The 13357-nt window shown below is 43.1% G+C and carries 13 protein-coding genes and 2 other annotated features; of the genes, 8 read left to right on the top strand and 5 right to left on the bottom strand.

Going from position 1 to position 13357, the window contains the following annotated elements:
• Positions 1 to 59: 59 nt before the first annotated feature.
• Positions 60 to 304, bottom strand: a binding site (T-box leader).
• Positions 305 to 330: 26 nt separating this feature from the next.
• Positions 331 to 541, bottom strand: a binding site (T-box leader).
• Between the two features lie 54 nt (positions 542 to 595).
• The gene (locus tag GZ22_RS14235; protein WP_051748303.1) at positions 596 to 1747 is read right to left on the bottom strand and encodes a DEAD/DEAH box helicase; all 1152 of its coding nucleotides are present in this window, start codon (positions 1745 to 1747) and stop codon (positions 596 to 598) included.
• 109 nt (positions 1748 to 1856) lie between these two features.
• Between GZ22_RS14235 and GZ22_RS19010 the strand changes: the two genes are divergently transcribed.
• Positions 1857 to 1985: a hypothetical protein gene (locus tag GZ22_RS19010; protein WP_255220708.1), complete on the top strand. Its 129-nt coding sequence runs from the start codon at positions 1857 to 1859 to the stop codon at positions 1983 to 1985.
• Between the two features lie 95 nt (positions 1986 to 2080).
• Here the strand turns inward: GZ22_RS19010 and GZ22_RS14230 are convergent, their stop codons facing one another.
• Positions 2081 to 2935, bottom strand: a complete 855-nt coding sequence (locus tag GZ22_RS14230; protein ID WP_038563860.1) for a 3D domain-containing protein — start codon at positions 2933 to 2935, stop codon at positions 2081 to 2083.
• A gap of 375 nt (positions 2936 to 3310) precedes the next feature.
• Complete coding sequence (locus tag GZ22_RS14225; protein WP_038563857.1) at positions 3311 to 4888, bottom strand: bifunctional metallophosphatase/5'-nucleotidase; 1578 nt, start codon at positions 4886 to 4888, stop codon at positions 3311 to 3313.
• Between the two features lie 172 nt (positions 4889 to 5060).
• Between GZ22_RS14225 and GZ22_RS14220 the strand changes: the two genes are divergently transcribed.
• The 4 genes from GZ22_RS14220 (at position 5061) to phnE (GZ22_RS14205) (ending at position 8504) form a co-directional block, all read left to right on the top strand.
• Positions 5061 to 5987, top strand: coding sequence for a phosphate/phosphite/phosphonate ABC transporter substrate-binding protein (locus GZ22_RS14220; protein WP_038563855.1), 927 nt, complete (start codon positions 5061 to 5063; stop codon positions 5985 to 5987).
• A 137-nt stretch (positions 5988 to 6124) separates the two neighbouring features.
• A complete protein-coding gene (gene phnC, locus GZ22_RS14215) occupies positions 6125 to 6907 on the top strand; it encodes a phosphonate ABC transporter ATP-binding protein (RefSeq protein WP_038563853.1) in 783 nt (260 codons plus the stop codon).
• A complete protein-coding gene (gene phnE, locus GZ22_RS14210; protein WP_038563850.1) occupies positions 6904 to 7695 on the top strand; it encodes a phosphonate ABC transporter, permease protein PhnE in 792 nt (263 codons plus the stop codon). Before phnC ends, phnE (GZ22_RS14210) begins: the two co-directional genes overlap by 4 nt.
• The gene (phnE, locus tag GZ22_RS14205) at positions 7692 to 8504 is read left to right on the top strand and encodes a phosphonate ABC transporter, permease protein PhnE (RefSeq protein WP_038563847.1); all 813 of its coding nucleotides are present in this window, start codon (positions 7692 to 7694) and stop codon (positions 8502 to 8504) included. Before phnE (GZ22_RS14210) ends, phnE (GZ22_RS14205) begins: the two co-directional genes overlap by 4 nt.
• A 39-nt stretch (positions 8505 to 8543) precedes the next feature.
• Here phnE (GZ22_RS14205) and GZ22_RS14200 read toward each other — a convergent pair whose 3' ends face one another.
• Positions 8544 to 9107, bottom strand: a complete 564-nt coding sequence (locus GZ22_RS14200) for a nitroreductase family protein (protein ID WP_038563843.1) — start codon at positions 9105 to 9107, stop codon at positions 8544 to 8546.
• 226 nt (positions 9108 to 9333) lie between these two features.
• Between GZ22_RS14200 and GZ22_RS14195 the strand changes: the two genes are divergently transcribed.
• Complete coding sequence (locus tag GZ22_RS14195) at positions 9334 to 10167, top strand: ABC transporter ATP-binding protein (protein WP_051748301.1); 834 nt, start codon at positions 9334 to 9336, stop codon at positions 10165 to 10167.
• A 32-nt stretch (positions 10168 to 10199) separates the two neighbouring features.
• Here GZ22_RS14195 and GZ22_RS14190 read toward each other — a convergent pair whose 3' ends face one another.
• Positions 10200 to 10532, bottom strand: a complete 333-nt coding sequence (locus GZ22_RS14190) for a helix-turn-helix domain-containing protein (protein ID WP_038563839.1) — start codon at positions 10530 to 10532, stop codon at positions 10200 to 10202.
• 159 nt (positions 10533 to 10691) lie between these two features.
• Between GZ22_RS14190 and GZ22_RS14185 the strand changes: the two genes are divergently transcribed.
• Positions 10692 to 11687, top strand: coding sequence for an asparaginase (locus tag GZ22_RS14185; RefSeq protein ID WP_038563836.1), 996 nt, complete (start codon positions 10692 to 10694; stop codon positions 11685 to 11687).
• 25 nt (positions 11688 to 11712) lie between these two features.
• A complete protein-coding gene (aspA, locus tag GZ22_RS14180; protein WP_038563833.1) occupies positions 11713 to 13140 on the top strand; it encodes an aspartate ammonia-lyase in 1428 nt (475 codons plus the stop codon).
• Positions 13141 to 13357: the final 217 nt, after the last annotated feature.

The raw sequence follows: 13357 nt of genomic DNA, 5'->3' as shown, positions 1-13357 counted from the left end.
TCGCTCCCTTTTCTTTGTAATAAAAAACCGTCCCCTATGCACATGATTGGTTCATGTGCATAGGGGACGGTTTTACACCGCGGTGCCACCTCTATTGAAAGCTCTTTTGCTTTCCTCTCATTCGGATACGAAAGCTTTAGCCTTGATATCCTATCCCGGTAACGGGGGAAACCGGATTCCCCTACTATGTTTCAAGGAATCTCTCTGAAGTCCATTCCATGCTGCCGATTTGGCCTGGATCTCACCACACCAGGCTCTCTGTACAAATCAATCGGCATGTACTCCTCTTCATCAACGAGTTATGGGTATAAAAAAAGGGCAATCTCTCCAATAAAGGACGAGATTACCCGTGGTACCACCTTTGTTAGCTAGCGCACTAGCTCACTTTGCTCCTGCTATCGGGGGAGTTGCCGCTACAGCCTACTGTTATTTCAGCTATAGTGCTCGGAAGTCCATTCACGTATGGGTCACACCGGTTTCCACCAGCCACCGGCTCTCTGAAGTGACCACATAAGCTACTACTCTTCGTCGTCGCTCACGTATCAGTTATGTTGGATTCATTGTAGTACCCTTGATTTCATTTGTCAAGAGTGATTTATTCTGCATCCAGTAAATCAGGCTTGCCATTTTCTCCGAAAACAAGTTCTTTTCGCGGCAGACGCTGTTTTGTTTCTTTTTCAATTTGTTTGATTTGGTGTTGGTCACGAGGAGTCACGAAAGCTACTGTTAAACCGGTGCTGCCCGCTCTGCCTGTACGGCCAATACGGTGGATATAGCTCTCAGTATCTTCTGGCAGATCATAATTGAATACATGGGTCACACCTTCAACATCCAACCCTCGAGCTGCTACATCAGTCGCTACAAGGAACTGTGTCTTATACTCACGGAAATTCTTCATAGCACGCTCTCGTTTTGCTTGTGACAGATCTCCATGCAGTTCATCCGATTCGAAGCCCTGCGCATGCAAATATCCATGCAGTTCAGACGCACGTCTTCTTGTTCTGCAGAAAATGATTGCAGCAAATGGACGATACATCTGCAATAACACCTTCAATGCATTTCGCTTTTCACGATCCGACATTTCCAGGACAATCTGCTTGATTTCCTTTAATGTCACGTTGGTTGTTTGAATCGTGATTTCCTTCGGCTTCTGCATTTGGGAAGATGCAAGCTGGCGGATTTCCTTCGGCATTGTGGCAGAAAATAGCAGTGTTTGTTTCGTATTCGGTAATGCATTTGCAACATCCTTTACATCATGCCAAAAACCCATATGCAGCATCTGATCAGCCTCATCCAAAACAAACGTCCGTACATGGGAAAGATTTACTGTACCGCGGCGCATATGGTCGAGCAGACGACCCGGCGTCGCTACTACGATGTCCACTCTGCCTTCAAGTTTTTTAAGCTGCTTAACGATATCCTGACCGCCATAAACAGCTAAGATTCCGATTTCTTCTTCCGGATGAATCAGCTTCGCCAGTTCATCATAAATTTGGATAGCTAACTCCCGTGTCGGGCTGAGAACAAGTGCCTGAATACCGGCACTATCAGCCTCTAGCATCTCCAATATCGGCAGCAGGAAAGCAAGCGTCTTGCCTGTACCTGTTTGTGCTTTGGCAATCACGTCTTTTCCAGCCAAAATTTCTGGAATTGCTTGCTTCTGTACAGGCGTTGGTTCTGTCAGACCTAATTTATGTAATATTTCCAAACGGTTATTTTGTAAGTTCAAATCATTGAACACATTCATGTTGTTCCCTCTTTCATACTTTTTCCATAATTATTATGTGAAGTTTCCATAGAAGTACGCGCCAAAAGTTTGTAAGATACTAGTATACACATAAAAAGGGGGAAATTATATGCAAAAATGGCTGATCGGCATTTTTGTCTTGCTGATCATCAGTTTCAGCATTATCGGACTTTTTCGGGGTGAAGGAAATATCCAAAGTATTAACGAGACAAGTAAGTCGTCTGTAAATTTAAAATAATGTGCGTTTATCCTGCACGCACGCGGGTAAACTATAATATAAATAAAAACAGGCAGAGCAAACCGCCATTTGCTCCACCTGTTACGCTATTTGTATTAGTCTAATACTTTTACTGTTACAGTTTTACGTCCCCAGTTCAATGCAGTTCCTTGGTCTGGTACGTGTACATCGATCTTATTACCTTTGATTGCACCGCCAGTATCGCCTGCAATTGCTTCACCATAGCCTTCAACCCATACTTTTGATCCTAAAGGAATAACACTTGGGTCTACTGCAATAACTTTCGCATTCGGATTAGCATTCAAATCAATACCAGTAGCTGTTACACCAGAGCATCCTTCACATTGACCAGTATATGCAGTTGCGGATACTGACAATTCTTTAGTTGCTTCTTGGCTAGTACTTGTAGCTGCTTTTTCTTCTTTTGCAGGAGCTGCTTCTTCTTTAGCAGGTTCTGCTTTTTGTTCTGTTTGTGCAGGTGCTTCCTGCTTTTCTTCTTGTTTAGGAGCTTCTTGTTTTTCTTCTTGTTTAGGAGCTTCTGTCTGAGCAGCTTCCTGCTTCACTGGTGCTGTTTCAGTTACAGCGCCACCAGTCACCGCCAGTTGCTGACCTATTACAATCAAATCGGAGTTAAGGCTGTTCCAAGATTTCAACTCGCCTACCGATATATTGAACTTCCCTGCGATTTTAGAAAGAGAATCGCCTTTTTGTACTGTGTATGAGTCTGTTTGGTTTGTTTCTTTATCTATAGTTAATTTTTGATTAGGAAAGATTAGGTCAGAATCAAGTTGGTTAAGCTCTTTAAGCTGATCTACACTCACTTCGTATTTGTCTGCGATTTTCCAAAGAGAGTCCCCTGATTGAACATTATATTCAGCAGCTGATGCTGTTGTACTGAATGCCCCCGCAATTACTAGTCCTGTAGCTAAAGATACGACTGTTTTTTTCATACGTCGTCTACCTCCTTAAATTTCTAACAGGACTTATGGTATCACATGGGCTTAGCCCAGTGGGTTACAGGAAGTTTAAGGTTATATTACAGCACGAGCTCATAGCAACACTATTGTTACACTGTAATCTTTCTGTAATAAAACTAGCGATAACCAAGCTTAAAGGGGCTTTTTTGTAACAAAAGGGCTTGTTTTATTCCATTAATTGTAAGTGAGCAAAGTTAAATTTCTTGTTGACTTTGTTTGCATTCGCTTTTTCTCGTTCAATTTTTGTCGTTTTTCCGGCTTTATTAGGACAAATGTTACAAAACAGCCTCGCGAATTCCCTTTTATATTCCAATTATCTAAAAAAACAGGAGCAGCTGCCCCTGTTTTTTACTTCTTCACTACCCAATTATGGTTGCAAGTTGCTTCAATTACACCACGCTGGCTGATGTAATCTGCGATCAGCTCTGTCATATCTGTTGTGATCTCCCTGACCACTTGCTTTCCTTTAAACATGACATAGTCTCCTCCGCCAGCCGCTCGATAATTATTCATTACTACCTCATACATCTCATCCGCAATGACAGGGGTGCCCTTGATGGTCAAATCTTGTACCCTGTCTCCTACCTCACGACTAATATCCAATGTATAGTCGATTCCTTCCCACATATCGTAATTGTAATGCTGTGGCTTAGGTTCCAGGAAGGAGCGGCTCACTTCAAGTTCACCCTTTTTATCCAAATTGAAGTAAGTAGCAGAAAGTTCGAGTGCATGCTTCATATCTGCTCCAGAAATCTCAATCACTTTTAACGTGTTTGGATAGATATAGTTGGAGACTATATCTCGCATCGTAATATTTTGCGGAAAACCAGGTGACGCATTATGAAACAATGCTGTACTCGAGATAGCAACATTTGCTGCATCCATCTGTACTTTATTGATGAACTCAATAAACGGGGTCTCCTTCACCCTCGTTTCAAATGCATCATGGATGATCATATCTCCGTCTATTTTGCCGATCGGCTGGTCAAGCCATGTCTGCGTTTCCTCTTCATAGGAAGAAACTAGTCTTAAGATCGTTTCATCAGGCTCAATTTCATTCGTAATTGTATGCAATTTTGACTCTGAGGTGACACGTTTTCTACTATTATGTACATCCTCGACAGCAATGGAGACTTCACCAAGGAAAGCACCATTGGAGCCTGGCTGCACAACCGTCACGTTATTCACCTTTTCAGCAAGCGATCGATGCTGGTGACCGGTGACCAAAATATCAATTCCTTCTATTGAATGGCAAATTTCGTAGCCCACATTTTCACCAGTGAGTGATTCTGTTGGCTCCCCAGTTTCAAGATCCCGTTCGAATCCGCCATGATAAGCGACAATCAGGACATCAGGCTGTTCCTTCTCCCGAACTTCCTTCACCCATCGTCTTGTTGATTCCAGGACATGCTCAAATGCAAGCCCCTCTATATGATTCGGATCTTCCCAGTTTGGTATGAAATGAGTAGTAATGCCGATGATCGCCAGCTTTACACCATCGATCTGTTTAATTTCATACGGTCTGCCGAATACAGGTTGTTTTTTTGTCTCATCAAGGATATTGCCGCAAAGGTATGGAAAGTTTGCAAGCTGAATTGCTGATTGCAGATATGGCATGCCATAGTTGAATTCATGATTGCCTATTACCGCCGCATCATACTTGAGTTCATTCATACAGCGAATCAGTGGATTATCCTTATCTGACTGATACTTTGCATGGTGATACGTTAGCGGCGTGCCTTGTATCATGTCTCCATTATCAAGCAATAGAACATGCTTCTTTTCTTCTCTTATTCTTTTAATTAAGGTAGCTACCCGTGCCAGACCTTGTGGAGCTGGTTCGTGATCACGGTATGTAGTAGGAAAGATATTTCCATGCACATCACTAGTAACGAGCATGGTGATATTTGTCACTTTATCAGACATACTTTTGATTCCTCCGACCTCTTTTTCAGAATTAAAACAGTTTTTGCTATTATCTATCATAACATGCCAAAACTATCTTTACATTCTTATTACAGTAAGTTAACATAAATTGGAACAAGTCGTGATATAGTTGTTCATGCAGTGCAAATTAAACAATTTTTGGGGGTATATCATGTTTAAGAAAATTGCAGGTGTTGGCGCGACTCTATTTCTTGCAGCAGGGTTGCTAAGTGCGTGCGGATCTGATGATTCTAGCGCAGAAGGCGGTAGCAACGGAGATTTGAAAGAATTGCGTGTGCAATTCGTTCCTTCTCAGAATGCAGAAACACTTGAAGCAAAAGCAGAGCCGCTTGCAGATCTTCTGGAAGAAGAACTGGACATTCCTGTTGAAGTAAGTGTATCTACTAACTACAACACTATCATTGAGGCGATGGCTTCCGGCCAAGTAGATGTCGGCTTCCTACCGCCTACAGCATATGTATTGGCTCATGACAAAGATGCTGCAGACGTTATCCTTCAGTCTCAGCGTTATGGTGTTAATCCAGAAGACGGATCACCAACTGACGAACTAGTAGATTTCTACTTAGCACAATTCGTCGTGAAGAGCGATTCTGGAATCGACTCCCTTGAGGACTTGAAAGACAAGACCATTGCAGTTCAGGATGTAACATCCTCTGCTGGTTATGTATGGCCGGCTGGTGCACTTGATGCTGCTGGTTTGGACATTCAGTCCGATTTGACTCCAACAACTGTAAAAGGTCATGATGCTGGTATCATCAGCGTATTGAACGGTGACACAGATGCAGCTGTAACATTCCAGGATGCACGTAACGTCGTTAAAGGTGACTACCCATCTGTATTCGAGGATACTAAAGTAATTGCTACTACTGAAAAAATCCCGAATGATACAATCGCAGTCACTCCTGAAATCAATGACGAGTGGAAAGAAAAAATCACTGATGCCTTCATCAACATCGGTAAAGATCCAGAAGGTTTGGAAATCATCCGCGATGTTTACACTCATGAAGGTTACGTAAAATCTGATGACAGTAAATTCGAAGTTGTTCGCGAGTATTCCGAGAAATTCGCACAAGAATAATAGAATAAACCTATCTTTCAATCCAGCCAGCCTGAGATTTCCTTAGACTGGCTGGGCTTTTGTCTGTAACTATATCTTTTCTTAACTGTATTTTTCCTGCTTTACTATTAAACTACATAAAAAGGTTGGTATAGAAAGTGATAGAATTTCGCAATGTTTCGAAAACATATCCGAACGGCGTCAAAGGTTTGAAAAACATCAACTTAACTATCGAAAAAGGCGAGTTTATTGTCATTGTCGGTCTTTCCGGTGCCGGTAAGTCTACATTGCTGCGCTCGATTAATAGATTGCATGAAATTTCCGAAGGCGAAATCATGATTGATAATGAATCCATTACAGCTGCTAAAGGAAAGAATTTACGCCATATCCGCCGTGATATCGGCATGATCTTCCAAAACTTCAATCTCGTCAAACGTTCTACTGTTCTGCGGAATGTCCTTTCCGGTCGTGTCGCTTATCATTCTACGTTGCGGACTGTATTCGGCTTATTCCCGAAAGAAGATGTCAACTTGGCTCTAAATGCATTAGATCGTGTGAATATTGTAGAGAAGGCCTATACGCGTTCTGACCAGCTTTCTGGCGGACAGCAGCAGCGTGTATCAATTGCCAGAGCTTTGGCACAGGAAGCAAAAATCATTCTTGCTGATGAACCAGTAGCCTCTCTTGATCCACTGACAACGAAACAAGTAATGGATGACTTGAAAAAGATCAACCAAGAGCTTGGTATTACGACTGTCGTCAACCTTCACTTCATCGATATCGCACGTCAATATGCTACACGCATTATCGGTTTAAATGCAGGAGAAGTTGTGTTCGACGGGCCAGTGGAAGAAGCGACTGATGAGAAATTCCAGGAAATCTACGGACAGCAGCTGGAAAAAGAACAGCAGCGAGGTCCAATTGGAGCGGGTGCCGAATGAGTCAGCCTCCGAAAAAGACGATTCCAAAACCGCCTACCAGAATTAAGCACTATCTGACAGCGGCAATCGTACTTGCCCTGCTCGTCCTAAGTTATATTCAGACCGGCTCAAGCTTCATGGATTTGATTACGAACCGTGATCAAATGGCCAGCCTTGTCATCGATATGTTCCCGCCGGATTGGGCTTACTTTGAGAACATCATCGAACCGATGCTTGAGACAATCCGTATGGCCGTCATAGGAACGACATTCGGAGCTATCATCTCCGTTCCAGTCATCCTGCTCTGTGCAAACAACGTGAACCGGATACCTTGGATCTCTTATCCAGCACGATTTGTACTGAACTTGATCAGGACAGTTCCAGAGCTATTGCTTGCAGCTATCTTTGTAGCAATTTTTGGTTTAGGTATGATTCCAGGTATCTTCGCTTTGACGATCTTTTCCGTTGGGATTATCGCAAAATTGACATACGAATCTGTCGAAGGTATCGACAAAGGACCGATGGAAGCTATGACAGCGGTTGGTGCGAACAAAGTCCAATGGATTACTTTTGCTATCATCCCGCAGGCTGCTGCCTATTTCGTTTCGTATGTACTGTATACATTCGAGGTAAATATCCGTGCCGCTGCCATCCTCGGCCTCGTAGGCGCAGGTGGTATCGGTCTTTATTACGACAGCAACCTTGGTTTCTTGAATTATCCGCGTGTTAATACCTTGATTATTGCGACACTTGCCGTTGTATTGATCATTGATTTTGTGAGTAACAAACTACGGGAGAAATTACTATGAGCCAATTACCTACACATACTGTCGATAAACCAAAAGGCCGCGGTAAAAAGGTCTTCAACCGTGTGTTGATCCTAGTCATCCTGGCTGCTATCTATGTTTGGGCTTTTGCTGGAGTAGAAGAATTTGAAATCAAGGAGACTGCTGGTCAGATCTCTAAAGCGATCTTTGATGGTATCATCCATCCGGATTGGGCATTCGTAAATGAAGAGGAAGGCCTTATCTTCGGGTTGATTGATACACTGGCTATCTCCATCCTTGGTACGTTCATTTCAGCTATTCTTACCATACCATTCGGTTTCTGGGCCGCAAGCCGCCGAGATAAATCCGGCTTTTTTGTTACTGGTCTGGGCCGATTCGTACTTAGCTTCATTCGGGTATTCCCAGAGGTTGTTCTGGCGATTATCTTCATTAAAGCAGTCGGTCCTGGATCGTTTGCTGGGGTACTCGCATTGGGTCTGCATTCCATCGGGATGCTAGGTAAACTGTTTGCTGAAGAAGTAGAAGCCATCGATCACGGTCCTCGTGAAGCCTTGATCGCAACAGGAGCTAACCGTATCCAAGTACTTGTCTATTCTGTATTACCGCAAGTACTGCCTGGATTCATCTCCTATACACTCTACCGTTTCGAGCTGAATGTCCGGGGAGCTTCCATCCTCGGTATTATTGGAGCAGGTGGTATTGGAGCTCCACTTATTTTCGCTTTGACTTCTCGTAACTGGCCGCGTGTTGGTGTCATCCTGCTAGGTATCATTGTATTGGTATCTGCGATTGACTTAATTTCCGGCTATTTACGTAAAAAGATTGTATAAAGAAAACAGCGATTCTGCTTTAAACAGAATCGCTGTTTTTTAGTTCAATACAGTTGTACGTTCGCTTGCAGGCACTCTTGGCTTCACTTTCGGTTGTTTACCGATAAATCCGACCTGCAGGAGTCCGATATTACGCTCCCCTGGTCTGATTTGCAGTAATTCCCTCGCATCTGTATTCTCGAGCAATGTATTCGTCTTCCAGATTGTCCCGATGCCTTTTTCCCATGCAAGCAGGCTGAAATTCTGGATTAGCATACTAGCAGATGCATAATCTTCTTCGCGGAATTTCATTTGCGTATTTTCCTCAAGTACGACAGCGATCCAAAGCGGAACGTCAGTAATCTTCTTTTTTAATGCCTCTGCTTTTTTCTCTTTCTCTTCAGCTGTTGCGGCACCTTTCGCTCCTTGCTTCGCATTGATTTCACCCAGCTTTTGTTTTGTCTCACCATCAATTAAGATAAAACGCCAAGGCTGTGTCATTTTATGATTTGGCACCCAAACTGCTATATCAAGTAATTCCTGTATCTCCTTATAAGAGATTTCTTTACTAGTATCATAATTCGTTATGGATCTTCTATCCTTTATCAGCTGCTCTAATTGCATCTGTAACACTCCTCTTCCATTCTCCGTACTTTTCTTTAATTGAAAATCATTATCATTATCATATCTGAATATTCCATACAATGTCAATGTGCTATCTTTCTGGAAAAAATCTTACTTTTTTATGAAAGTTTCTGAATAACGCTTGAACAGACCCTTATTTTGTGACAATATAAATGATAACGAATCTCATTCTCATAACAAAGAGAAGAGGAAAGGGGTACCAGTAATGGGACGTTTACAAACGGAATTACTTGAAGTAGCCTATGGAGATAAATCAATCGTAAAAGATTTGACTATAGAAATTCCTAAAGGAAAGATTACTGCTCTCGTTGGAGCTAATGGTTCAGGCAAATCCACTATACTTAAAACAATGGCGCGTGTCATGAAGCCCAAAAACGGCACGGTACTATTGGACGGGAAAAGCATTCATAAACAATCAACGAAAGCTGTCGCAAAGCAGCTTGCTATTCTTCCGCAGAATCCTGTTGCACCCGAAGGTTTGACAGTGTCTGAGCTTGTAGCTTATGGCCGCTACCCCCATCAGAAAGGGTTCGGTACTCTTACTCCTTATGATAAGGAAGTAATAGCATGGGCAATTGAAGTAACAGCGATGGAGGACTTCGCACAGCGTGCGGTCGACCAGCTTTCCGGCGGACAGCGTCAACGCGCTTGGATTGCAATGGCATTGGCACAAGAAACAGAAACACTCTTCCTTGATGAGCCGACGACATTCCTCGATATGGCGCATCAGCTGGAAGTGCTCATGCTATTGCATAAGTTAAATCGTGAAGAAAACCGTACAATCGTCATGGTTGTACACGATCTCAATCATGCCACACGATATGCAGATCACATGATTGCTATCAAAAAAGGACAGGTAATTTGCGAAGGTTCACCCGTTGATACTGTCACTGCGGAGAACCTGCGGGAAGTGTTCAACATTGAAGCTGATGTGATCCTCGACCCGCGTTCGGGAGTGCCTCTCTGTTTGCCATATAATATTCTCGGAAGTGCAGCTCCTGCTGAACCAGAACGCATCATGGAAAAAACTTTAGCATAAACAAAACGCGTTGCAGCTATCTGCAACGCGTTTTATAATGCATGCTCTTCTTCCATCTGCCTCGTTGCTCGGATAAACGCAACTGCCCCGCTTATCTCCTTTTCGGTCAGCTCCCTCTGATCGACTGTCAGCTTCGTATTCCTTCGCTCCGTCAGCTCCATTTTCTTTTCATAATCACGCCCCAGCAAATCGTCACAGCTTGTACCAAATAAGTCTGCCAGCATAATCAATGCCTCAAATGACGGACGCCGATATCCGGATTCGTAGCCTGCATATGTGCTTTTTGCTATACCGAGACGGTCTGCGGTATCTTGCAGCGACCAATTTTTCTTTTTTCTTAATTCTGATAGTCGATCCAGATTCATCTTACTTCCCCCGCTCTTTTTCCTTCCTAATATTATAGCATCGTTTCGTACGCGATACGAATAATATAATCTTGATTAACCCTAGTACCTTCTCTATAATTAGGTTTAAAGTACGCAATTAGCGAATTACATATGAGATAGATAGAAGAGGTGCAGGGAATGAAGAAGCTATTATTACTTACCACTGGCGGCACCATTGCATCAGTCGAAGGAACAAATGGCCTATCACCGGCTGTAGATGCGAATGAATTGTTAAGCTTTGTTTCCGATATGGATAATGAATATACAATGGAAACAGTCTCACTTATGAATCTGGACAGTACAAACATGCAACCAGAAGATTGGGTGACGATGGCCGAGGCAGTCAAAGATCATTATGATGCTTACGATGGCTTTGTCATCACACACGGAACCGATACGATGGCTTATACGGCCGCAGCTCTGTCTTATATGCTGCAGAATGCGAATAAACCAATTGTAATCACTGGCTCGCAAATTCCGATTACGTTCCAAAAAACCGATGCCAAGAAGAATATCAAAGATGCCATCCGCTTTGCTTGTGAAGAAGTTGGCGGTGTTTATGTTGTTTTCGATGGCCGCGTTATTCAAGGAACACGAGCCATCAAGCTGCGGACAAAAAGCTATGATGCATTTGAAAGTATCAATTACCCCTACATCGCCTTCATCCATGAAGATGAGGTCGAATATAATAAAAAAATTCAAAGCGAAAAAGTACCTTTTACCGTTGATACTTCCCTCTGTACTGATGTACTCTTATTAAGGCTGTATCCGGGCTTGAAGCCCGAGATGTTAGATGCTTTAGGAAGTATGTATAAAGGAATCGTAATTGAGAGCTATGGCAGCGGCGGTATTCCATTCGAAGGACGCGACCTTCTGCACAAGATAAACGAATTGGTGGAAAGAGGCATTGTAGTCGTCATTACTACTCAATGTCTTGAGGAAGGCGAAGACATGAGTATTTACGAAGTAGGCCGGCGCATCAACCAGGAGTTGGTGACTCGTTCAAGCAATATGAACACAGAGGCCATTGTACCGAAACTCATGTGGGCACTAGGCCAATCCACTGATCCAAAAGAAGTGAAACGCATGATGGAAACACCGATTGCTGAAGATATTACTATATGGCCCTCTTAAATAAGTGAAAAGGAAGGTTCAGGTCATGGCAGACTTACAAGAGAACTATCGGATTGAGAAAGACTTTCTAGGAGAAAAACAAATTCAAAAAGATGCGTATTATGGAATCCAGACGCTGCGCGCGTCAGAGAATTTCCCGATAACGGGTTACCGCATCCATGAAGAAATGATTAAAGCACTCGGTATTGTGAAAAAATCAGCTGCACTTGCCAATATGGATGTAAAACGGTTGTATGAAGGGCTCGGAAATGCAATTGTTCAAGCATCAGATGAACTAATAAACGGCCAATGGCATGATCAGTTCATCGTGGATCCAATTCAAGGCGGTGCGGGCACCTCCATCAATATGAATGCTAATGAAGTTATCACAAATCGTGCCCTGGAGATCCTTGGTCATGAAAAAGGTGATTATCAGCATTTGAGCCCTAATACGCATGTGAATATGTCTCAATCAACGAATGATGTATTTCCGACAGCTATTCATATTTCGACATTGAATATGCTCGAGAGATTGCTCGATACAATGGAATACATGCAGGGCGAATTTAAGAAGAAAGCAATACAGTTCGATTCTGTCATCAAAATGGGCCGTACGCACCTTCAGGACGCAGTGCCGATTCGATTAGGTCAGGAATTCGAAGCATACAGCCGTGTGCTGGAAAGAGATATTAAACGGATCAAGCAGTCACGTCAGCATCTGTACGAGGTCAATATGGGAGCAACAGCCGTCGGTACAGGTTTGAATGCAAATCCGAAATACATCGAGCAAGTCGTCAAGCATTTGGCTGCCAACAGCGGTTTGCCGCTTGTAACTGCTGAAAATCTTGTAGATGCTACACAGAATACAGATGCCTATACCGAGGTTTCTGCTGCTCTGAAGGTTTGCATGATGAACATGTCCAAAATAGCGAATGATCTTCGCTTGATGGCTTCTGGTCCAAGAGCTGGACTGAATGAAATCAACCTGCCAGCACGTCAGCCAGGTTCATCCATCATGCCAGGAAAAGTGAATCCAGTCATGGCTGAGCTAATCAATCAGATTGCATTCCAAGTAATCGGCAATGATAACACGATCTGCTTAGCCTCTGAAGCTGGACAGCTCGAATTGAATGTCATGGAACCTGTACTTGTGTTCAACCTTTTGCAATCCATCAGCATTATGAATAACGGCTTCCGCTCCTTCACAGATAACTGCCTAATCGGTATTGAAGCGAATGAAGCGTTGCTGAAAGAATATGTAGATAAAAGTGTCGGTTTGCTAACAGCAGTCAACCCGCATTTGGGATATGAAGTTGCTGCGCGAATCGCACGTGAAGCGATCCTTACTGGTAAATCAATCCGTGAGCTTTGTTTGCAACATGATGTCTTAACCGAAGAAGAGCTTGATATTATCTTGAATCCATACGAAATGACGAAACCCGGTATTGCGGGCGAAGAGCTTTTTGATAGATAATAGGAGGATGTGCGTGCGTTCCGGATTTTCAAAAAACGGTATGCGCCGCGCATTTTTATCCGCTTCTATTTGTAAGCGGGTGCAAGGTTGAAACCAGAAACTACAGTATAAGTACTATAGACCTGCAAAGGTAAGACCACCATTGTAGGCCTCTCTCTTATCCGTCTGTTTCTAAAACGGTTTCTAACACTTTGTAATACCACTTCTAGGAGGATTA

The organism is Terribacillus saccharophilus (assembly GCF_000725365.1).
GTDB classification, from domain to species: Bacteria; Bacillota; Bacilli; order Bacillales; family Amphibacillaceae; genus Terribacillus; species Terribacillus saccharophilus.
This window is presented reverse-complemented; position numbering and strand designations above follow the sequence as displayed.

What these genes read in the sequence shown, in the direction of transcription:
- GZ22_RS14220 (WP_038563855.1), top strand. Translation starts at nt 5,061, where the DNA reads ATGTTTAAGAAAATTGCAGGTGTTGGCGCGACTCTATTTCTTGCAGCA.
- GZ22_RS14230 (WP_038563860.1), bottom strand. Translation starts at nt 2,935, where the DNA reads ATGAAAAAAACAGTCGTATCTTTAGCTACAGGACTAGTAATTGCGGGG.
- phnE (WP_038563847.1), top strand. Translation starts at nt 7,692, where the DNA reads ATGAGCCAATTACCTACACATACTGTCGATAAACCAAAAGGCCGCGGT.
- GZ22_RS14225 (WP_038563857.1), bottom strand. Translation starts at nt 4,888, where the DNA reads ATGTCTGATAAAGTGACAAATATCACCATGCTCGTTACTAGTGATGTG.
- GZ22_RS14200 (WP_038563843.1), bottom strand. Translation starts at nt 9,107, where the DNA reads ATGCAATTAGAGCAGCTGATAAAGGATAGAAGATCCATAACGAATTAT.
- aspA (WP_038563833.1), top strand. Translation starts at nt 11,713, where the DNA reads ATGGCAGACTTACAAGAGAACTATCGGATTGAGAAAGACTTTCTAGGA.
- GZ22_RS14195 (WP_051748301.1), top strand. Translation starts at nt 9,334, where the DNA reads ATGGGACGTTTACAAACGGAATTACTTGAAGTAGCCTATGGAGATAAA.
- GZ22_RS14190 (WP_038563839.1), bottom strand. Translation starts at nt 10,532, where the DNA reads ATGAATCTGGATCGACTATCAGAATTAAGAAAAAAGAAAAATTGGTCG.
- GZ22_RS19010 (WP_255220708.1), top strand. Translation starts at nt 1,857, where the DNA reads ATGCAAAAATGGCTGATCGGCATTTTTGTCTTGCTGATCATCAGTTTC.
- GZ22_RS14185 (WP_038563836.1), top strand. Translation starts at nt 10,692, where the DNA reads ATGAAGAAGCTATTATTACTTACCACTGGCGGCACCATTGCATCAGTC.
- phnE (WP_038563850.1), top strand. Translation starts at nt 6,904, where the DNA reads ATGAGTCAGCCTCCGAAAAAGACGATTCCAAAACCGCCTACCAGAATT.
- GZ22_RS14235 (WP_051748303.1), bottom strand. Translation starts at nt 1,747, where the DNA reads ATGAATGTGTTCAATGATTTGAACTTACAAAATAACCGTTTGGAAATA.